Origin of the sequence: Rhizobium sp. 3T7 (assembly GCF_020166565.1) — a bacterium.
Classification (GTDB): Bacteria; Pseudomonadota; Alphaproteobacteria; order Rhizobiales; family Rhizobiaceae; genus Rhizobium.
In genome coordinates, this window is record NZ_JAIQXS010000025.1 from 63873 (window position 1) to 83511 (window position 19639).

18 protein-coding genes and 1 pseudogene are annotated in these 19639 nt (G+C 59.1%); 10 read left to right on the plus strand and 9 right to left on the minus strand.

Features of this window, described 5'->3' with window-relative positions; translation table 11 throughout:
• Positions 1 to 20: 20 nt before the first annotated feature.
• Positions 21 to 179, minus strand: a complete 159-nt coding sequence (locus tag K9B32_RS25275) for a hypothetical protein (RefSeq protein ID WP_224567314.1) — start codon at positions 177 to 179, stop codon at positions 21 to 23.
• A gap of 217 nt (positions 180 to 396) precedes the next feature.
• Entirely contained in the window at positions 397 to 708 is a 312-nt protein-coding gene (locus tag K9B32_RS25280) for a hypothetical protein (protein ID WP_224567317.1), read from the minus strand.
• A gap of 522 nt (positions 709 to 1230) precedes the next feature.
• On the opposite strand from K9B32_RS25280, the gene K9B32_RS25285 reads away from it, so the two are divergent.
• Positions 1231 to 2160: a LysR substrate-binding domain-containing protein gene (locus tag K9B32_RS25285; RefSeq protein WP_224567329.1), complete on the plus strand. Its 930-nt coding sequence runs from the start codon at positions 1231 to 1233 to the stop codon at positions 2158 to 2160.
• Here K9B32_RS25285 and K9B32_RS25290 read toward each other — a convergent pair.
• Positions 2149 to 3099 (minus strand): alpha/beta fold hydrolase, encoded by a 951-nt coding sequence (locus K9B32_RS25290; protein ID WP_224567332.1) that lies wholly within the window; start codon positions 3097 to 3099, stop codon positions 2149 to 2151. The two genes, K9B32_RS25285 and K9B32_RS25290, sit on opposite strands and share 12 nt — an antisense overlap.
• Positions 3100 to 3510: 411 nt before the next feature.
• Here K9B32_RS25290 and K9B32_RS25295 point away from each other — a divergent pair, with 411 nt between their 5' ends.
• The 3 genes from K9B32_RS25295 to K9B32_RS25305 all read left to right on the plus strand — a co-directional run bounded on the left by K9B32_RS25295 (position 3511) and on the right by K9B32_RS25305 (position 5777).
• Complete coding sequence (locus tag K9B32_RS25295) at positions 3511 to 3954, plus strand: VOC family protein (RefSeq protein ID WP_224567336.1); 444 nt, start codon at positions 3511 to 3513, stop codon at positions 3952 to 3954.
• A gap of 73 nt (positions 3955 to 4027) precedes the next feature.
• Complete coding sequence (locus K9B32_RS25300) at positions 4028 to 4423, plus strand: cupin domain-containing protein (RefSeq protein ID WP_224567339.1); 396 nt, start codon at positions 4028 to 4030, stop codon at positions 4421 to 4423.
• Between the two features lie 34 nt (positions 4424 to 4457).
• On the plus strand, positions 4458 to 5777 hold the full coding sequence (locus K9B32_RS25305; RefSeq protein WP_224567341.1) for an epoxide hydrolase family protein: 1320 nt from the start codon (positions 4458 to 4460) through the stop codon (positions 5775 to 5777).
• A gap of 76 nt (positions 5778 to 5853) precedes the next feature.
• On the opposite strand, the gene K9B32_RS25310 is transcribed toward K9B32_RS25305, so the two are convergent.
• The gene (locus K9B32_RS25310) at positions 5854 to 6894 is read right to left on the minus strand and encodes an AraC family transcriptional regulator (protein ID WP_224567343.1); all 1041 of its coding nucleotides are present in this window, start codon (positions 6892 to 6894) and stop codon (positions 5854 to 5856) included.
• A 69-nt stretch (positions 6895 to 6963) separates the two neighbouring features.
• Between K9B32_RS25310 and K9B32_RS25315 the strand changes: the two genes are divergently transcribed.
• Both K9B32_RS25315 and K9B32_RS25320 read left to right on the plus strand, forming a co-directional pair.
• The gene (locus tag K9B32_RS25315) at positions 6964 to 7332 is read left to right on the plus strand and encodes a DsrE family protein (protein ID WP_224567345.1); all 369 of its coding nucleotides are present in this window, start codon (positions 6964 to 6966) and stop codon (positions 7330 to 7332) included.
• 226 nt (positions 7333 to 7558) lie between these two features.
• A complete protein-coding gene (locus tag K9B32_RS25320) occupies positions 7559 to 7852 on the plus strand; it encodes a hypothetical protein (RefSeq protein ID WP_224567348.1) in 294 nt (97 codons plus the stop codon).
• Between the two features lie 51 nt (positions 7853 to 7903).
• Here the strand turns inward: K9B32_RS25320 and K9B32_RS25325 are convergent, their stop codons facing one another.
• The 5 genes from K9B32_RS25325 to K9B32_RS25345 form a co-directional block, all read right to left on the minus strand.
• A complete protein-coding gene (locus K9B32_RS25325; RefSeq protein ID WP_224567374.1) occupies positions 7904 to 9217 on the minus strand; it encodes a glucoamylase family protein in 1314 nt (437 codons plus the stop codon).
• Positions 9218 to 9377: 160 nt separating this feature from the next.
• Positions 9378 to 11825, minus strand: a complete 2448-nt coding sequence (locus tag K9B32_RS25330) for a phosphoketolase (RefSeq protein ID WP_224567353.1) — start codon at positions 11823 to 11825, stop codon at positions 9378 to 9380.
• Positions 11826 to 11894: 69 nt separating this feature from the next.
• A complete protein-coding gene (locus K9B32_RS25335; protein ID WP_224567356.1) occupies positions 11895 to 13574 on the minus strand; it encodes an ABC transporter ATP-binding protein/permease in 1680 nt (559 codons plus the stop codon).
• 203 nt (positions 13575 to 13777) lie between these two features.
• Positions 13778 to 14113: a hypothetical protein gene (locus K9B32_RS25340; RefSeq protein WP_224567359.1), complete on the minus strand. Its 336-nt coding sequence runs from the start codon at positions 14111 to 14113 to the stop codon at positions 13778 to 13780.
• A gap of 314 nt (positions 14114 to 14427) precedes the next feature.
• On the minus strand, positions 14428 to 15621 hold the full coding sequence (locus K9B32_RS25345; RefSeq protein WP_224567362.1) for an MFS transporter: 1194 nt from the start codon (positions 15619 to 15621) through the stop codon (positions 14428 to 14430).
• Between the two features lie 428 nt (positions 15622 to 16049).
• On the opposite strand from K9B32_RS25345, the gene K9B32_RS25350 reads away from it, so the two are divergent.
• From K9B32_RS25350 to K9B32_RS25365, 4 genes and pseudogenes are all read left to right on the plus strand, one after another.
• Positions 16050 to 17189, plus strand: coding sequence for an alpha/beta hydrolase (locus K9B32_RS25350; protein WP_224567376.1), 1140 nt, complete (start codon positions 16050 to 16052; stop codon positions 17187 to 17189).
• Positions 17190 to 17378: 189 nt separating this feature from the next.
• Positions 17379 to 17520: pseudogene (locus tag K9B32_RS25355) on the plus strand (haloacid dehalogenase-like hydrolase); the annotation flags it as partial.
• An 80-nt stretch (positions 17521 to 17600) separates the two neighbouring features.
• Positions 17601 to 18131 carry a DUF1269 domain-containing protein gene (locus tag K9B32_RS25360; protein WP_224567365.1) on the plus strand — a complete coding sequence of 177 codons (531 nt, stop codon included), beginning with the start codon at positions 17601 to 17603 and terminating at the stop codon, positions 18129 to 18131.
• Positions 18132 to 18281: 150 nt separating this feature from the next.
• Positions 18282 to 19304: a DUF4105 domain-containing protein gene (locus K9B32_RS25365; RefSeq protein ID WP_224567368.1), complete on the plus strand. Its 1023-nt coding sequence runs from the start codon at positions 18282 to 18284 to the stop codon at positions 19302 to 19304.
• Positions 19305 to 19639 lie beyond the last annotated feature (335 nt).

Here is a 19639-nt window from a genome sequence, read left to right on the forward strand (position 1 = left end):
TTCATTCCGCTCCACCGTTCTCAAAAAATACCACGAACGTCGGTGTCGTACCACGCTGTGGCGCAGGAGCTGTTCACCTTGGAGGGGATCGAGGAGATGGCGTCGCCGCGGCGATGGCGGAGCTGACCCATGGATTTTCCAGGACACCGCTCGACCAGCCTGGGCTTTAGATTCGTCATGTCGTGATCCTCCAATATCGAGGAAAGCCGGAGACAGGCGTCTGGTTCCTTCGCGCTCTATCATCGGCCAGATACTACGCCGGAAGCGGCCCCTTGGGCGCCTCGGTCACGAAGGCCAGGATGACGAGGCCTCCGACGGCGCAGAAGAACGTCAGCCAGAAGGCGTCGATGAAGGACAATACGTTCGCCTGCTTCTGTACATGCTGCCCCAACAGCGTCAGACCGCGGCTCTGCGCGAGCGCCTGTCATCGTCCGGAAATTGTTGCCGCTCCAGTCGCCCATCAGACCGGCTCCGAGGAGCGCTGCCGCCGCGAAACAGCACAAACCGTCCGTCGGTGCGATGCAGCGCCCACACGGCGATTGGCGTCATGACGAGCAGCGGAATGCACGTCCAATAGAGCAGCGTCTGGCCAATCTGTTCCGGACGAAGCCCTGCGAGGGTCGTCAAATAATTCGGGATCAGGCTCATGTTCGAGAGATCGGGCAACGGTTGGTCGGGCGGGATTGTCGCAATCGAATGGTCAGTCATGAGTTTGAAGACCCCTTGTTTTTCAGCTCCAGATTTTAGGGCTGGGACCTTCGATCTCAATACTCGAAAGGTGCTCACCTCGTGTTGCGATAATGGAACGTGGGACCTGCTAGATGAGATGGTGTTCGCACGCCACGGGCCCGTCACTCAACACTTCGTCGGCGTCTTTGCCTCGTACCAACGGTCAGGAAACCCCGGCAGCAGGGCGTCCTGCTTGAAGTACCTTCTGTTCAGGCGCAATGCCGACTGTGGATCGGGATCATACCTATCGCGAAAAACCACAAAAATTCTCTAAGCACGATCTTCTGCAAAAAATAAGCGAATGAAATTGTTGCATTTTCTGACTCGCGAAACGTTCGCAGACGCAAAACCTACGCGGGCTTGCCACCTAGATCGCGAACTCATGAACCATGAGACCGGCAATCGTATCGCAATCTCGCACGTGACAGGGCGCCGTCAAACGTGTTCAATCCTCCGAGCCGATTTGGCTTCGACAAAGACAAACGCTAGCTTCGGTGTTCGATGGACAGATTTGATGCCATGCGTGTGTTGCTTGCGGTGGTCGACGCTGGCAGTCTGTCGGCCGGCAGTCGGGTGCTGAACGCGCCGTTGCCCAGTGTCAGCCGCAAAGTCGCCGATCTTGAACGGCAGCTCGGCGCAAATCTCATCATCCGCACAAGTCGGAACCTGCAGCTGACGGATGCCGGGCGCGACTATGTCGAAGCCGCGCGGAAAATCATGGCGGATCTTGAGGAGGCCGAGCGCCGTGCCTCCGGGGAATATCACACCCCTCGTGGGACCCTGACAATTACGATGCCCGTGGAGTTCGGGCGCCGTTACGTGTTGCCGATCGCGCTGGAATTCATACAGCAACACCCAGAGGTCTCGTTGAACCTGCTGTCGCTCGACCGCACGGTTCACTTGGTCGGTGAGCAGGTGGATATCGCCATCAGGCTTGGCGAACTTGCGGACAGTTCCCTCTATGCGGTGAAGGCTGGCGAATTCCGGCTGCTCACCTGCGCCAGCCCGACCTATCTGAAGCAGAGTGGACGTCCCGAGCATCCCGGCGACCTGGCAAACCACGACGGCATCATTTTCAACAAGCGGACATTCTTCTGGACATTCGACGTCGATGGCGCATCGATTGAATCCGTCCCCCGCCATCGGGTCGAGGTCAACACTGCGGCGAACTGTGTCGCCGCCGCGCTCAGCGGAGCGGGTATTGCACGGCTCTTCGACTACCAGGTTGCCGCCGAATTGGCGTCGGGCGCGCTTGTGCCGATCCTGGATGAATACGCCGGCCCACCAGGGCCAATCCACATCGTCTATTCGCGCCAAGGTCTACTCGCCCTGAAGGTGCGTTCATTCATCGACTGGACCCTGCCGCGGCTTCGGGCGGCCTGCAGAAGTTATGGTGCCGACCTCGCGAGTGCTACCGTCTCACCGGAATGAGGCGCGCACTTCTTCAACGGTCTGCTCTGGCTTTTGCAAATGCGGGTAATGCCCGAGGCCACCAAATATATCGAGTTTCGCATCGATCCGCTTGGCCAACTCGGCGCCCATTTCCTTCCTGATGTAGAGGTCCTTCTCGCCCCAGACCACCTTGATTGTGGTCTTGAGCTTGTCCAGATTTGCCTCGAGGAAATCCTCATCCCGCGTGAACTTGGCATAATAATGATAGAAGGCATCAGCCGAGGTCAAAGCCCCGTGGCTCCAGCCACGGACCATGTCTTTCTGGACGTCTTCGGGCAGGTCGAACTGCTCTTCCTTTGAAAGACCTCGCCTGTAGGCATTCGCCAGAATCTCGGCGCTGGTCTCGTTCATGTGCGCGCGCACCTGTGAGGCCGAAGGCTCGGCCTTCAGGCTCTGCAGACTGTCGAACATGTATTCGGGCCGGTTGAACGGCGCAAAGTCGCCGACGATGATGCTTCTGGCAATATCCGGTTCGTCGACTGCCAAAAGCAGCGCAGGAAGGGCACCGATGTCCGTGGCGTAGATCGTAAGATTCGATCGATCGATGCCGGCTTTCTCGATATAAGCCTTCAGCACCTCCGCGTAGGCTGTGGGTGCGTAGGAGAATTTCTCGACAGCGGGTCGCGTCGATTGTCCAAACCCTGGCCAGTCGAAGGCATGCACTTCGAAATCGTCGCTGAGTGCAGCCGAGATCTCCTTCCAGACAAATAGGGTTTCGGGAAACCCGTGCAGGAAGAGGACCGTCCCCTTCGGGTTCGGTGCCCGCACCACCATTCTCCTCAGCGTGATGCCCTTGCCAACGTCGAGGAAGCCGATGCTGGCCTGGCTTTTTCGCTCGGCGGCTGCAAGATGCCCCAGCGACATAGGTGCAAAAGCCGCTGCGGCCGCAAGCAGGGTTCCGATTGACAACTTCAGCATGTGAGTGCCCTTTCGTTCGAAATTCCACGACCGGTTTGGTCGATCACCGTAAAATCGAACATCGCCACCGCATCGGGTAGAGCAAGAACGCGAGAGGCAGCCTCTTGAATTCGGCAGGTCCCGAACGGGGCATAAACCGCTGCGTCGATCGCACCGCAGCCGATCTGGCGGATGCTCGCCGCAGACGAAATACAAACGTGCACGGTGTCGTCGACGATCTTTGTGGATAGCGAGCTGGCGCCCAGAGACCTGCATCGAAGCCTATTCAGGGCATGGAAACGAGAGGCTGGCTCTCAGTTTCCCTGAGTACCGAGGCAAGCTTGCCCCGCTTAGCTTCTTCCCACTCGCTGGCCGGAGAGCTCGCATCCGAGACGGCCCCGATTGAACCCCTGAGCCAAAAGGAAGAAGCACATGAACGACATGACAGTCAACAAACAACCTGCCGCCCGGCCCGAGACGGTGCGTGGCCTGCCGGGCCATTCGACCGTCGGGACCAACGACCTGGATGCCGCCTCGGCATTCTACGACAAACTGCTTGGCGTATTCGGGATCGGCCGTGTTCTCGTCCAGCCCGGTCGCGCTGTCTACTATGGCCACCAGACGCTGGAATTCGGCGTCATCAGACCGTTTGACAGCAAGCCGGCCACCGTCGGCAATGGTGGAATGGTTGCTTTCGAAGCTCGCTCCCGCACCCAGGTCGACGAAGCGCATGCGACGGCTTTGGCGTTGGGCGGGTCCGACGAAGGAACTCCGGGCCCGAGAGGCGAAAACGGCGAAGGCCCCTATTGTGCATATTTCCGCGATCCTGAAGGCAATAAGTTCCTGATCTACCGTGCAGGTCCGGATCAGGTCTGATCGCGCCTCCAACTATCTCGGGAGCGTGGCGTACCTTACCCACGCCTCCCACCATCTTCGAAGGGGGAAGCATATGAAAACGCGTAAGACCATCATCTCGGCCCTGGCACTTGGCGTCCTGTCGCTTCAGACAGCTCAGGCACAACAGCTTGATATACAGCGCATCGATCTCGTCAAAAGCAACATCAGCGTTCCGGGAGAGGAAGTCATCCAGACGAGAGTCGATTTCAATCCCGGCGCTCTGGCAATCAATCACAAGCACCCCGGCGAAGAAATAGCGTTCGTCCTCCAGGGCACGCTGGAATACCGGATCGAGGGCCGCAAGCCCGTTACGCTGATAGCCGGCAAGTCGCTGTTCATTCCCTCGGGAGTGCCGCACTCCGCCAGGAACGTCGGTGGCGGCAAGGCTTCCGAATTGGCGACCTATATCGTCAGCAAGGGCGTCGCACTCGTCGAGCCGGTCAAATGAGCCCTGGAGGCTTCCCGCGCAAAGGATGCATGTCATGACGATCCAGCAATCAATCGAAAGAATGCATATGTCACGGCGCTCACTGCTGTTTGGCGGTGCGGCAATCGGACTTGCGACGACGATACTCCCCTTGGCGGCAGCCGCAGCGAACGCCGTTGACGTGACGAAGGCTGGCGGAGGGGATATCCGTCCGTTCAGAGCCGAAGTTCCCGAGGCCGCGCTAACGGACCTCAGGCGACGCCTTGCCGCGACGCGGTGGCCGGACGGCGAAACGGTGACCGACCGCTCTCAGGGTGTCCAGCCCGATAGACTGAGAGATTTGGTCGACTACTGGCAGACGTCCTATGACTGGCGAAAGGCCGAAGAGAAGCTGAACGCGCTGCCCCAGTTTCTGACGAACATCGATGGCCTGGACATTCATTTCATCCACATTCGTTCGAAGCATGAGGGCGCACTGCCACTGATCATGACGCACGGATGGCCGGGGTCGGTGTTCGAACTTTTGAATGTCGTAGGCCCGCTAACCGATCCCACTATTTACGGCGGCAGCGCTGAAGACGCCTTCCACCTGGTGCTCCCCTCGATCCCCGGTTTCGGCTTCTCCCAGAAGCCGACCGTGACGGGCTGGAACCCGCAACGGATAGCGGCAGCATGGGACGCGTTGATGAAACGTCTCGGCTATAACAGTTACGTCTCCCAAGGCGGTGACTGGGGCGCGATCATCAGCGATGCCCTGGGTCGTCAGGCACCTGAAGGACTGCTGGGTATCCATGTCAACAGGGTCGAACGCGCGACGACTTTCCCACCGGAAGCTGCGCAGGCTCTCAAGGCCGGCGCACCCGCGCCGAATAGCCTGTCTCTAGATGAAAAGGCCGTTTTCGAAGAGGCCCGCGACTTCCTGAACAACGGCTTCGGTTACGCGGCCATCATGGGTACCCGTCCGGAGACAGTCGGATATGGCCTCGCGGATTCGCCGGTCGGCTTGGCCGCATGGCTCTACGATAAGATGGCCGATTGGGTCTTCACACGTGGAGACCCGGAGAAGGCCCTGAACAAGGAGGCTATCCTCGACAATATCACGCTCTACTGGCTGACGAATACCGGCCCTTCCAGCGGGCGGATTTATTGGGAAAACACTGCTTCGGGAGTGAAATTGACCCCGGTGAACGTTCCGGTTGCCGTCACGGTATTCCCCGGAGAAGTTTACAAGCCGCCGAAGAGCTGGCTATCCAGGGCATATCCCAAGCTCATCTACTACAATCGCGCCGCAAAAGGCGGGCACTTCGCGGCTTGGGAAGAACCTGAACTGTTCAGCGACGAGGTCAAAGCCGCATTTAGAACGTTGCGATCTTGAAAGGCCGTCGGGTTGCGACCCGACGGCCCACTTTAGACCGCCAAACAGCCCGCTCGCCGTGCAGCGCACAAGGCTTTCACGGTGTACTGGAAAGTGGCCTCTGGCCCAAGGCCGCGTGGGGATTCTGCGCCTGTGTGCGCCACGTCGCCGGCGGTGTGCCGAAGGCGCGGGAGAAGGCTCGACTGAAAGCCGCCTCCGTCGCATATCCGGCTTCATAACCAATTGCCGCGATCGGCGCTCCGGTCGTCGCCAGCGACACGCTGGCAAGATAGAGCCTCCAATCCCGCACATACCTGATGGGGGATGTGCCAAGAATGATCTGAAACCGCTCCGCCAGCACACTTCGCGACATCCCGCAGGTGATCGACAATTCCTTTAAAGACCAGTCGTGCGTCGGGTCGTCGTGAATGATGGAAAGGCACCGCGACAACGCCTCATCCGCCAGCGCCGCCAGCCAACCGACACTACCCGGCTCGGCCATCATGATCTGGTGGCGGAGAATTTCGATGAAGATCATTTCGGTCAGCCGCGGCAGCATGGAAATTCCACCCGCACGTGGCCTATCCACCTCGTCAACCATCTGCCGGATGGTGGCACGGAGCCAGTCTCCACCATTCGCGCCGAGCGTCTTCACATGAATGAGCTTGGGCAACGCCTTCCTCAGTGGCTCAAAGCTCAGCGCATCGCATTGTAGGTAGCCGCAGAGCAGCCTCACGCCGTCCGCTTCGTCTCCATGCCGGAGAACGGGGATTTGCCGCCACGGCTTCGGCGGCAATTCGCGCATGGGTTCGACCAATACGCCGCCGGCCCCTGCCCCTAATTGATGTCCGGTACCGAAGGGGAAGATCAGCACATCACCTGCATTCAAGGTTGCCTCTTCGCCTTCAATCTTCAGCCAGCATTGGCCCGCGACGACGATGTGGAACGGCACCGTACCGTTTGCTTTTCCCGAGAGAGCGGCCAGGGAAGGTTTGTCATCCGTCTGCCAGGCACCAGACGGCATAAAGCAGAACTGCAGCGATCCCGAAAGGCGCATCGCTGACAGTAGCGTCGACAGAACGTCATCCCGCGCCACGCCGCGCATCGGTTGAGGACTTTTGGATAAGTCTTCACGCATCTCGGCCAAATACAGGTGCTTCCCGCCTCCCTAGAGTGAACAGGTACAACTCAACTGGAGGAGAATACTATGCAAACCTCGACTGAAAAACTCGTCGTGCTCCTGACGAAGGGAATTGATTCCGAGCTTTCATCCGTTGCCTTCACGATCGCCAACGGCGGCATCACCGCCGGGCTCAAAGTCTCGATGTTCCTCACCAGCACCGCGATCGATTTGGTGCGAAAAGGCGGCCAGCGCATGACGCATGTCCCTCCTCTCGACCCTCTCACGAATTTGATCGAGGACTTTCAGAATCGCGGCGGCACGATCTGGGCTTGCCCACCATGCGTGACGTCGCGCGGCTACTGTCAGGAAGATCTCCTCGATGGCGTCGTGATCGTCGGCGCAAGCGCGATGCATGCCGAGATCAAGGAGGGGGCCGCAACGCTCTCGTTTTGACTGAGATTTGCGGAGTGCAGCCCCGAGCCAACACGGGGTGCTGCTGAAGCGATAGCGCTTGTGCCGGTCGCCGCTGCAGGCGCCAAAGTAAAGATACAGAAGTCCAGCGCGGGGCACTTCCTATCCCCGCGGCCTCTCATTGGACGAAGCACAGAAAATACAGGCTCGACTACAGGTTTGACTTGCGACATTGTAGTATTGCTGCAGTTCCAGCGGGGTGCATGTTATGTCGTACTCGCAAACGCTACCAGTCTACGCGTCCGTCCTCATGACGGGCATCGTCGCGCCGCTCTTTGCTCTGTCGGCTGCCGAAACGGCTGCAGGGAAGTCTGCGCGGAACCCATCGATATCAATCCTGGTCACGGCAAACCTTGAACAAGGAAAACTCTCGGCGCCCGCCACGTCGATCGACTGGTGGTTGCGGGAGGATATCGTGCAGACCTCCCAGGCAACCGATGGAGCGAAGCGTGTTTTCAATCGGAATTGGCTCGTGGACAATCAGCTTCGCGGTTCCCATTGATCGAACTCGACGAGTGCGACCATCGCACAAGTGCGCATGCACAAACACTGGCTAAAGCCAGCCGCCGGTAAATCCGGCGCGGCGCAGTCCCCTGACAATAGGTTCGCAATTGCGCATCAAATTCCATAGGAAGCCGGTCCGGTAATTCTCGATCATCAGCGCCACCGGGCCCTGATCGATGCCGAAGTGGCAGGGGCTGATCCACCACCCTGTAGGACTGTCTGCAACCTTGAAAGTCTGATTGAACGATGGCTTGAACCCGTAGAGCCGCGTCATTCCCAGATTCATGCGCCCGCAGTTGAGGACGGTCGGAATGACGATCTCGGGTGCGAAAGGCAGGGACGCCACGACGACCCAGGGCGAGACCGTCCCGTCGTCCGGCCCGAACGGTGCCCCGCGGGCGATATAGTCGAAGAACTCCCTGCGCACCCCGTCAACTTCCGCCGTCAGCCAGCCGGGTCCATCGCTTGCGGTAAATCCCCAGCAGTGCTCGCCATAGCCTTCGAACTCCATCGGATTTCGGATCGCATATTCCTGCTGGACAAACGTCGCCTGCCTGCTGTTTTGAAAATAGTCGCTGTCATGCTCGCGCATGAATTCGTCGCGGAGGTTGCGGAAATCGATCCACATGTGCGAAAGCTGGTGCGTGAAGAGCGGACCGGAATAGAGCAGTTCGCGTCCGAAGATGTTGCGCCAGTCATAGCTTTCCGTGTAGGCCGCATAACTTTCCCGCGGCAACGGATGCGAGGACGAACCGAGCCCCAGTATGTAGAGAAGCAAGCCTTCGTCGTAGCCGCGCCAGCGGTAGGGAATGAAGCCGTCCTCCGGGCGCCAGCCGTGCGTCAGGGTCGCGCCGTGGTCACATGCCCAGTTCCAGTCTGCCCGCTCGTAGAGCGATGCAGCAAGTTGCCTGATCCTTGCTTCGTCAGCCGTATCCTCATCAAAGTAAGTGGCGACCGTCAGGGCGCCGGCAAACAGGAAGGCCGAGTCGATGGTCGACAATTCGCACTGCCATACCCGACGTCCTGTTTCGATATCGAGGAAGTGGTAGAAGAAGCCCTTATAGCCCGAGGCGTCCGGCTCGGGACCCTGGTGGCAATGCAACAGAAAATCAAGCCTCCGTCGGGTGATCTTGCCGGCAAACTCACGAATGATGATACCGCGCTCCACGAGGACAGGGATAGTGGCAAGGGCCATGCCGATGGCGGCGATACTCGCCGGCGCGCCCGCTTGCGTCTTGTCGCGCACGAGCCCGTTGTCCGGGTTCGTGCAATGCAGGTAATAGAGTAGAGTCGTGAACTGTAGTCGCGCGAAATCCTCGTCGCTGGGCGCGGACTCGATGTTTGGGGTGGGTACCTCGACCATGATTTCCCCTTTCCACACGGCTTCGCGCCTGACGGCGCTCATCAACTCGCCAATATGCAAATCGCCGCCCGAGCGTCATCACAGCAGTGACTTGTATACTGCACCGACGTCATCGGCCGCCGGGATGCGCCGCCCTGCCGCACGTTGCGGGCCGAACGCCTTAGGTGTTGTCACCTTCCGTCGACGTCCTTTGTGTCTTTACTGGCCGCCCCTGGACGCCCCATTTCCAACCGGTGATTTCAGGCATGTCATCGCCATGCTCTTCAATGTATTGCCGGTGCTCGATCAGCTTCTCGCGGATCGCTTGCTTGAAGTAGGCGGCGCGGGAACCGAGTTGCGGCAACCGATCGATGACGTCTTCGACAAGATGGAAGCGGTCTAGCTGGTTCAGAACGACCATGTCGAATGGCGTCGTCGTCGTCCCCTCCTCCTTGTATCCGCGTACATGCAGATTGCCGTGGTTGGTGCGCCGGTAGGTCAGCCGGTGGATCAGCCAGGGATATCCATGGAACGCGAAGATGATCGGCTTGTCCTTGGTGAAGAGCGCATCGAAATCGCGGTCTGAAAGACCATGAGGATGCTCGCTTGATGGCTGCAACTTCATGAGGTTGACGACGTTGATGACGCGCACCTTCAGTTCGGGCAGATGCTCGCGGATCAATTGCACCGCCGCCAGCGTCTCGAGCGTTGGAACGTCGCCGCAGCACGCCATCACGACGTCAGGCTCACTGCCTTTGTCATTGCTGGCCCATTCCCAAATGCCGAGGCCCTCGGCGCAATGCTTGATCGCCTCATCCATGGTCAGCCATTGCGGCGCCGGTTGCTTGCCGGCCACGACGACATTCACGTAGTTGCGGCTACGCAAGCAATGATCGGTGACGGAAAGCAGCGTGTTTGCGTCCGCAGGGAGATAGACGCGGATCACCTCGGCCTTCTTGTTGACGACATGGTCGATGAACCCCGGATCCTGATGGCTGAAGCCGTTATGATCCTGGCGCCAGACATGTGAGCTCAGGAAGTAGTTGAGCGATCCAATTGGCCGCCTCCAAGGTATGTGACTACACACCTTCAACCATTTGGCGTGCTGGTTGAACATCGAGTCGATGATGTGAATGAAGGCCTCATAGCACGAGAAGAAGCCGTGGCGTCCTGTCAGAAGGTAGCCTTCAAGCCAGCCTTGGCACTGATGCTCACTCAACACCTCCATCACCCTGCCATCAGGCGACAGGTGATCGTCCTCGGGATAGATCTCCGCCATGTAGCAGCGGTTGGTGACCTCGAGCACATCCTGCCAGCGGTTCGAGTTGTTCTCGTCGGGGCTGAACAACCGGAAGTTCTTTGTGTTCAGGTTCAGCTTCATGACATCGCGAAGAAACTTGCCCATTACCCGGGCGGATTCGGTCATTGTCGCCCCGGGCCTCGGCACGGGAACGGCGTAGTCGCGGAAATCCGGCATCTTCAGGTCACGCAGCACCAGGCCACCGTTCGCGTGCGGATTATCGCTCATCCGGCGATTGCCAGCCGGGGCGAGCGCCGCGAATTCGGCGCGCAGCTTACCGTCGTCGTCAAAGAGCTCTCCAGGTTTGTACGTCTGCATCCAGTGCTGAAGGATCTCGATGTGTTCCGGCTTATCCATGTCGCCCATCGGAACCTGGTGCGACCGCCAGTAGTCCTCGCATTTCTTGCCGTCGATTTCGCTTGGGCAGGTCCAGCCCTTTGGTGTGCGGAAAACGATCATCGGCCACGCCGGGCGTTTCAGATTACCCTTCTCACGCGCCTCCGCCCAGATCCGGTTGATCTCGCCAACGGCTGTATCCATCGCTGCCGCCAGCTGCTGCTGCACCTTGTCAGGATCATGACCTTCCACGAAAAGCGGAGCATAGCCCATCCCCTCGAAGAACTTCCGCAATTCGTCCTTGGGGATGCGGGCCAGGAAGCAGGGATTGGCGATCTTGTAACCGTTGAGATGCAGGATCGGCAGCACGCATCCGTCACGGGCAGGATTGAGAAACTTATTGCCATGCCATCCTGTGGCAAGCGGACCGGTTTCCGCCTCGCCGTCGCCAACGACGCAGGCGACGATCAGATCCGGATTGTCGAAGGCCGCGCCATAGGCATGGCTCAACGCATAGCCCAGTTCGCCACCCTCGTGGATGCTTCCCGGCGTTTCGGGAGCGACATGGCTCGGAATGCCGCCGGGAAAGCTGAACTGCTTGAACAAAGCCTTCATCCCTTCGGTGTCCTGACCGATATTCGGGTAGACTTCGCTGTAGGTCCCCTCCAGATAGGCATGCGCGACCAGCGATGGCCCACCATGGCCAGGCCCGATCACATAAATCATGTTGAGATCGTCGCGCTTGATCACGCGGTTCAAATGCACATAGAGCATGTTCAGGCCAGGCGACGTTCCCCAGTGGCCAAGCAGCCTCGGCTTGATGTGCTCCCGCTTGAGGGGTTGCTTCAGGAGCGGATTGTCGAGCAGATAAATCTGCCCGACCGAAAGATAGTTCGATGCGCGCCAGTAGGCGTCCATCAAGCGGAGTTCCTCTGCTCCAAGCGGAGTGCTCGTTTTCAGATAATCGTCGGTTGCAAGAGCGGCATTCGTCATCGTCAGCCTCCTATAGACTTTCTTGTCGTCGCAATCTCCGTGCTGCACGCCGCGGAAGCGTCTGCGCGGTTATGTGGGTTTCCTCCATTGCCATCCGCCACTATCGCCAAAGTCCAGGATGGCGTCATAGGATGATATGTTGGCGGCGCTCCCGATATGAACGCAGGCGATGCCGTCATTTGCAAAGCGTGTCATGATCCGGAAAAGTGTATCCCAGCCAACCACAACCTCGGCCCTCTCAAGCAAGATGACATCCGGCTTCGCAACGCATACGCTCGCCAGCATCAGCAGGCACTGCTCTCTTTGCGTCAGAGACGTATGCCATTCCACTTCTTGTTGAAATCCGTCTGCCTTAGAAATGCGCTCGAGTCCGAATTCGGCAAGTAGCAGCGAAATTTGTTCGTCCGGAATTTTTGTGCTCGCATCCGGCGGAGCAATGAGCTGTCGAAGCGTACCCGTCGGAAAATAGGACTGCTGCGGCAGGAAGCGTGTCCGTTCGCCGGCGGGGCGAAAAATTCGGCCAGAACCGGGACACGCAACACCGGCGGTGGCCCTGAAAAGCGCGCTCCCTTGGTCCTCTCGGGCGCATGTCACCAGAACGCGAGCACGAGGCGGAATGGCTACGGTCAACTCTTGCAACAACGTCGAGCAGTCCCGCTCGGATCGTACCGTGAGCTTGTCGAAAGACAGGCCCTCGCTGGTGTCGACGATCTGGATATCGGATCCCACGCGCTGCTGCGAGTTCTCTATCGCTTCCAAGAGCATGCTTAGTCGCGCCACGACGGCGGCAAAATTGGATATCGAGTTGAACTGGTTGATTATCAGCGAAAAGGCCCCCACCAGCATTGCGAATGCCGCCGCGGATTGGGTGATCACCCCGAATTCGATATCACCGCGGAAGAAGGCGGGTGCGACAATCAAAGCGGGGATGATCTGGATCAGCCAGTTGTAGCCCGTCGTGAAGAAGCCGACATTGCGGTTCACGGATGTTATGCTGCGAAAGTTGGTCACCAAATCATCAATTCGGCTTGCGAGATAGGACTTCATGCGCAGCTCACTGCCGGTCAGTATGATTCGCTCGGCGTTCTCCCTCGCTTGAATGAGGCCCGTACGGAAACTTGCCTCTTTATCGAGCTGGTCGTAGTTCAGCTTGATGAGCGGGCGCCCCAGCCAGATCGTCAGAAGCGAGCCGCAAGCCGCATAAATGAAAGCCACGGCGAACAAGACGGGGTTGATGGATAAAAGTACGCCTGAGAATGAAAGGATCGTTAGCCCGCTGCTGAAGATCAGCAGCAGGAAAGACAGTGTCGTCACGGTAAATGCGCGGATATCTTCCGAAATGCGCTGATCCGGATACGAAAGTTCGCCCGAAACACCGAGGCGGTAAAAGGCTCCGTCAGTAAGATAGAGACTGACGGCGCGACGCGTCAGAAAGTCTCTCCAGGTGAGTGCTAGCCGTTCCTCCGTAAAGCGCGCATAAACCGATGCGATCGTGGAGCCAGCAAACACGAGAAGATAGAATACGGCTTGCCGGGCGAACTCCGCGATCTGCCTGTCGGCGATCGCCGTCATGAAGTTCCGGCCCACGAAGCTGTTCAGCACATTGAGCCCGTTGATCGCGAGGAAGAGCGCGACAAGGCTTGCCGTCAGAAGCTTGGCTGCGCCGCCGACTTGCGAGGACATGAAAATCCTCACCGAGCGCAGAAAGCGACCCGCTGTTACCTTGAAAGGAGTTCGCAGCTTTTCCATGCCTCGTCCCCCCTCGCGTCGCGCCAATAGCTGAGCTTCACGCTACAGATGAAGCCCCACCTCCCTGACGGCCTCCTCGAAGGCTATTCGTGCGACGTAGGTTGTGAGCCCAATTTCGAAGGACATCCTGGCAACTCTCCATCGCCCCGTGCGAATGCTGGCCTTGGTCGAAGCCAATGGCCCAGAAGCGCGGCGTTGCGGGGCTAGGATTTGAGGTCGTGCGCCTGCCCTGACGCGCGCAGTTCCTTGAGGGTTTTGCCCACGCAACTTCCCCCATCGGATCCGCCGACGGCCTTTGCTTTACCGTCCAGCGTTATCGTGCCCGCAATCCGGTCGGAGGCTGAAAAAGTGGCGGTGCCGTCTTTCGTCACCCTCAACAAATAGAATGCGTGGTAGGTGCCCTTGTATTCACAACTGATAACCAGCGGAAAATCGTCAAAGGGATCTTGTGCGTATGCGGATGTACTGGACAGAAGCGACGCCCCGCAAGTGGCGAGTATTGCAACCGATGTTTTGAGAGAAGGCGACAGATATACCATTGATCGAACCCCAACCGCGTGAAGAACGCAAATGCGCAAGGTGTTTCGAAGCATGCATACAAGTGGCTATCAGCTGCGCTGAGTATGTCGCAGCATGCCGCTATTAGGCAAGAAAATTGTGGTCGACGACCACACAATTTTACCGGGAAAAGAAACATCTGAGACGCCTGGCAAAGAATGCTTCCCGCGGAGCGCCAGCCTCCTCCGCCGGGTTAAGGCACAGATACTCCGCCGTCAAAAAAGTAACAGTGGCCAACGCAATTGGGCTCGCATCGACCACCGTTTCGGGATGTTGGGGATTCCCGTCGCCGTTGTTAGGCAGGCTGGCTCGCAGTGTCGGCATCGGATGCCGAGCGGCCATCCAGAGCGCCACTCCAGAGTGTTAGAACCAGCGCTGCCACGACGAGGATTGCACCAACCCATGGCGTTGCACCAAGCCCCAGCGAGGACTCGACCACCAGACCGCCGATCCATGCGCCCGCCGCGATGCCGAGGTTGAAGGCCGCAATATTCAGGGCCGAAGCCACATCGACGGCGGCGGGGCGAACCTGCTTTGCCAACTGGACGACATAGATCTGCAGGCCTGGCACGTTGGCGAAGGAGAGGAAGCCAAGTGCTGCCAGCGTCGGAACGACCAGCCAGGGCGATGCTGCGGTGAAGCTGAAGAGCACCAGCACGATTGCCTGGGCGATGAAGAGTCCGGTCAAGGCACGTACCGGGCTGCGGTTGGCGAGCCTGCCGCCGGCGACATTGCCGATGGCGATGGCGATGCCGTAGACCACGAGAATGAGGCCGACGGTGCCGGCGGCAAACCCGGTGATTTCCTGCAGGATCGACGCGAGGAAAGTAAAGGCGACGAAGGTACCGCCATATCCGAGCGCTGTCATGGCGAAGACGATAAGCAGGCGACCGCTGCCGAGCACGCGGATCTGGTCACCGATGCCGGCGGCTGGTGCCTTCTTCAGGTTCGACGGCAGCAACACGGCAATCGCAAGGAAGGCGATTGCGCCAAGGCCGGCAACAGCGGCGAAGGTTGCGCGCCAGCCGAAGACCTGGCCGATCAGCGTGCCAAGCGGAACACCGGTGACGATGGCGACCGTCAAGCCCATGAACATCATAGCGATCGCCGAAGCACGGCGGTTTTCGGGAACGAGGTCGGCCGCAATGGTCGAGCCGACAGAGAAGAAGACGCCATGCGCAAAGGCCGAAAGCACGCGCGCGACCAGCAACGGCGCGTAGTTCGGGCTGATTGCCGCCATGCCGTTGCCGATGACGAAGAGTGCCATCAGGCCGAGAAGCAGTGGCTTCCTTTCGATACGTCCGGTCAGCGCCGTCAGCACGGGTGCGCCGAAAGTGACACCCAAGGCATAGACGCTGACGATCAATCCGGCCAGCGGCAGACTGATATGAAGATCTGAAGCGACAGTCGGCAACAGTCCGACGATGACGAATTCTGTGGTTCCGATCGCATAGGCCGCGATCGTCAAAGCAAAGAGAGCAATTGGCATAGTGTGCCTCAAATGACTGCCGGCCTGCCGGCGTGGTTGACTGGCGAACATATGGAGGCATTGGATTTCGATGATAACCGGTCACTTGGTCCAAGGATCTGTGAACCGAATTCACAAAAGGACAAATAAGGGCGAAAGGAGCGTCGCGAGGATCGGGCTGGAGGCGCCCAGAGGACAAGCGGCGTGCACTCGTTGCGGTTCGGTAACACTTGCCCAAAACTCGTCGCAGCACGTGGGCGTCTCGCGCGAATTGCACGTAACATCTGCGTGGTTACTGTAAAGTACATTCACTATGGCCCGGCCACCGTAAGGTGCTTGCGTTTTCAAATGAGGGGACCGGAAACGTGATCGCTGCCCGCACTGTTCGCACAATTGCACCGCTGCTCGTCGCCGCACTTCTTGCCGGTTGTGGTCATCCAAGCGGGGTCATGGCACCGATTGCGCTGACGGCGGCCACGCCGAAGACCTCGCAGGTCAGCATGCTGGTCGCGACCACCCGCGAACCGTCCGGCGACCCTGCAACGCTTTTTACCGGCGAACGCAGCCCGAAACCTTACTTGACGGCGGTCGACGTTTCGATACCGCCAAAACGGGAGCCCGGCACCGTCCAATGGCCGAAGCGCCTGCCACCCAACCCCGCGACCGACTTTGCAGTGACCAGCGTCAGAGAGATCGAGACGCAAGCGCAGGGCCGTGCCTGGTTTCGCCAGCATATTCAAGGCGGTCACGCGCTGGTTTTCGTGCATGGCTTCAATAACAAGTACGAAGACTCGGTTTTCCGCCTCGCCCAGATCGTCCACGATTCCGGCATGGAGGCGACGCCGTTTCTCTTCACTTGGCCCTCACGCGCGCAACTCACGGCTTACGAATACGACAAGGAGAGCACCAACTACTCGCGCACAGCACTCGAGCAGGGGCTGCGAACGCTCGCCGCGGACCCGGATGTCAAGGACATCACGATCCTTGCCCACTCCATGGGCACCTGGCTCACCATGGAGTCGCTGCGGCAGATGGGCATCCGCGACGGCCATGTGAACAGCAAGATTCACAACGTCATCCTCGCTTCCCCTGATATCGACATTCAGGTCTTCGCCAAGCAATTCGCCGAGATGGGCACGCCGACGCCGAAGTTCACGATCTTCGTGTCGCAGGATGACAAGGCGCTTGCCGTGTCAAGCTTCATCACCGGCAAGGTCTCGCGTTTGGGCGCGATTGACCCGACCGTGGAGCCCTATCGCTCGAAACTCGAAGCTGCCGGCATTACGGCGATCGATCTTACCAAGGTGAAGGGGGAAGGTCTGAACCATGGCAAGTTCGCCGAAAGTCCTGAAATCGTTCAGCTGATTGGCCAACGCATCATCACCGGGCAGACGCTGACGGATTCGAATGTCTCGCTCGGCCAAGGGCTGACCGCTGTGGTCGGGGGCACGGTGACAACCATCGGCAACGTTGCCGCCACGGCTGTCGCCGCACCAGTGACAGTGCTTGAGCAGCCGACGCAGGCCAAGAGACGCCCTGCCGACGAAACTCTTCAGGGAGACTTTAAGCCACAGCCGCTGACCCAGTAGGCCAAGGGACTTCTGCTCGCTGTTACGTTTTGACGCTCGCTTATTACCGTAACGTACTTACCGAGTGACCCTCTTCAGTGGGAACGCAGGATCGTAGAGAAATGCGACGAGCATTGTGCAGCGCCCGAGGCTCCAGCCTGTCCCAACCAGTGGTCATGGCTGGATGCGGCCCTACTTCGCAATGACACCGTTCATCATACCGATGCAGATCGGGAATACGCATATGATGCGCAAATCTGACTTCGGAATGCTCGAAAAGGCGCTTGACGAGGCTGCGACACGCAATTGGTTGCTCGTTGACATGAAAGCCGACTGGAGGAAGATCTACGCGTCGATCAATAGACCCGGGCTGGCGCACGTCTGCCAGCCGTCATGCTCCATATCCTCGCCATCAAACGAAAGGAACGGACAATGTCGGAACTCGTCGTCATCGGCTTCGATGCCATGGATGAAGCAGACAAGGTGCTGCTGAAATTGAACAGTCTGAAGAAGGAATACCTCGTCGATCTCGAGGATGCAGTCGTGGTGGTTCGAGACGAGACCGGCAAGGTCCATCTCAAGCAGAGCCTTAACCTGACGGCGATCGGCGCCACATCAGGCTTGTTGTCCGGCTCCCTGTGGGGCGGTCTCGTCGGCTTGCTGTTCCTCAATCCGCTCGCGGGCTTTGCGATCGGCGGCCTCGTCGGTGCAGGCACCGGCGCGATCTCCGGCTCGCTCACTGACTATGGTATCGACGACGAGTTCATCAGGTCTCTTGGCGGGACCATACCGAATTCCTCCTCCGCTCTCTTCATCCTCGTGCGCAAGGCGCAACCGGAGAAGGTTCTCGCCGAGCTCCATGGGCTGCGTGGCCGCGTCCTGAAAACTTCGCTGGCGCCGGATCAAGAGGAGCGGCTGCGCAAGGCGCTCTCAGGCAGTTCGAGCGAAGCCGCATCCGCATAATTCAACGAGGCGGCCCCGCTCGCACCGCCGGTGGGATCCGGGGCCGCCATTGAAGCGGACGTCGGTCGTTGGGTGGTTTGCGCGTCCTGGAAGGCCGCGCGATATTGCTCCTTCCGATTGGCAGGCAGGCGCGTTCGCGGGGGCGAAACAATGGCAATTATCTCCACTGCGGCAAAGCCTCGGAAGTGGCAAATTCTGGTACTTATCGCTCGCTTCGTCTTCCGGCTGGCAGCCATTGCCTTCGCCGGATGGTTTGCCCTTGGAGCCTTCTATCAGGCGCCTTCTACATGGACATGGCCAATCATCGCCACTGGCTTTCTCGTCGGACTGATCGCCATTGTGACTATCAGGCGGCGCCCGCTTTTCGCCGGTGTGCTTCTGCTGGCGGCGATGCTCGCGGTTTCCTACTGGTGGAGCGGCATCAAGGCGAGCAACAACCGGGCGTGGGCGGCCGACGTTGCCCACGGTGTCACCGCAACGATAACAGGCGACCAGATCATCCTGCACAACGTCCGGACCTTTCAATGGCGGACGACTGAAGACTTCGATCCGTTTTGGCAAACCGAGCAGTATGACCTCGCCACGCTCCGGTCGGTCGATTTGCTGAACTCCGTCTGGAGCAACCCCGCGATTGCCCATACCCTTGTCAGCTTCGGTTTTGCGGATGGTCGCCATGTCGTATTCTCGGCCGAGATCCGAAAGGAACGAGGCGAGGCATTCTCGGAGATCGGCGGCTTCTTCAAAGAGTTCGAACTGGTGCTGATAGCTGCGGAAGAGAGCGACATCGTCCGCCTGCGCACCAACATCCGCCGGGAGAGCGTGTCGCTTTATCCGCTCCGTGTCTCCCCGCAGATAGCGCGCGCCCTCTTCCTGTCCTACCTTGAAAAGGCCAACGCGCTGGCGGCACAGCCCGAATTCTACCAGACGATCACGGCAAACTGCACGACGATCGTCTTCAAGCTCGCCCGACTGATCGATTCCGGCATGCCACTCGACTGGCGCATCATCGCATCTGGTTACCTGCCGGACTACCTCTACGACCGCGGCCTGATCCGTACCGACCTGCCTCTCGACGAGGTCAGGGAACAGGCCGCGATCAGCAGCCGGGCACTCGCCGCCCCGGCGGGGAGCGACTACTCGAGGGCCATGCGCTCCACATTAGACGGCGGTTGACAACGTAAGCTGCGTCAAGTCTCACGAGTCGAGTTTGCGCGGAGATCCTCATCCACTGCGTGCTGCGCGCCGCTGTTACATCGGTATTTTAGATTGTGCACTCGGATCGCGGCATCGTCATATTCATGCAATTGGCGTGCGGGGCGCGCTCAAATGGCCGGCAGCAACGCCTCCGTTTCGTCATCACGCATGCTTCCTTTTGGACTGTGGTTAAGGGGTATCGAGAAGTGAAAAATTAACCATAGGCGGTAATAATTTCTTAGAGAATCGCCGAGCATCCCGTTGGAGACCCTATGCACCGATATGCAATCCTTGCCGCACTGTCTGTTCTGTCA

Bases quoted from the DNA above. Each gene is read 5' to 3' on its own strand.
- K9B32_RS25325 (WP_224567374.1), bottom strand. From the start codon at position 9,217: ATGGTCGAGGTACCCACCCCAAACATCGAGTCCGCGCCCAGCGACGAG.
- K9B32_RS25310 (WP_224567343.1), bottom strand. From the start codon at position 6,894: ATGCGTGAAGACTTATCCAAAAGTCCTCAACCGATGCGCGGCGTGGCG.
- K9B32_RS25300 (WP_224567339.1), top strand. From the start codon at position 4,028: ATGAAAACGCGTAAGACCATCATCTCGGCCCTGGCACTTGGCGTCCTG.
- K9B32_RS25290 (WP_224567332.1), bottom strand. From the start codon at position 3,099: ATGCTGAAGTTGTCAATCGGAACCCTGCTTGCGGCCGCAGCGGCTTTT.
- K9B32_RS25330 (WP_224567353.1), bottom strand. From the start codon at position 11,825: ATGACGAATGCCGCTCTTGCAACCGACGATTATCTGAAAACGAGCACT.
- K9B32_RS25295 (WP_224567336.1), top strand. From the start codon at position 3,511: ATGAACGACATGACAGTCAACAAACAACCTGCCGCCCGGCCCGAGACG.
- K9B32_RS25305 (WP_224567341.1), top strand. From the start codon at position 4,458: ATGACGATCCAGCAATCAATCGAAAGAATGCATATGTCACGGCGCTCA.
- K9B32_RS25340 (WP_224567359.1), bottom strand. From the start codon at position 14,113: ATGGTATATCTGTCGCCTTCTCTCAAAACATCGGTTGCAATACTCGCC.
- K9B32_RS25345 (WP_224567362.1), bottom strand. From the start codon at position 15,621: ATGCCAATTGCTCTCTTTGCTTTGACGATCGCGGCCTATGCGATCGGA.
- K9B32_RS25360 (WP_224567365.1), top strand. From the start codon at position 17,601: ATGTCGGAACTCGTCGTCATCGGCTTCGATGCCATGGATGAAGCAGAC.
- K9B32_RS25350 (WP_224567376.1), top strand. From the start codon at position 16,050: ATGGCACCGATTGCGCTGACGGCGGCCACGCCGAAGACCTCGCAGGTC.
- K9B32_RS25320 (WP_224567348.1), top strand. From the start codon at position 7,559: ATGTCGTACTCGCAAACGCTACCAGTCTACGCGTCCGTCCTCATGACG.
- K9B32_RS25280 (WP_224567317.1), bottom strand. From the start codon at position 708: ATGACTGACCATTCGATTGCGACAATCCCGCCCGACCAACCGTTGCCC.
- K9B32_RS25275 (WP_224567314.1), bottom strand. From the start codon at position 179: ATGACGAATCTAAAGCCCAGGCTGGTCGAGCGGTGTCCTGGAAAATCC.
- K9B32_RS25285 (WP_224567329.1), top strand. From the start codon at position 1,231: ATGGACAGATTTGATGCCATGCGTGTGTTGCTTGCGGTGGTCGACGCT.
- K9B32_RS25335 (WP_224567356.1), bottom strand. From the start codon at position 13,574: ATGGAAAAGCTGCGAACTCCTTTCAAGGTAACAGCGGGTCGCTTTCTG.
- K9B32_RS25365 (WP_224567368.1), top strand. From the start codon at position 18,282: ATGGCAATTATCTCCACTGCGGCAAAGCCTCGGAAGTGGCAAATTCTG.
- K9B32_RS25315 (WP_224567345.1), top strand. From the start codon at position 6,964: ATGCAAACCTCGACTGAAAAACTCGTCGTGCTCCTGACGAAGGGAATT.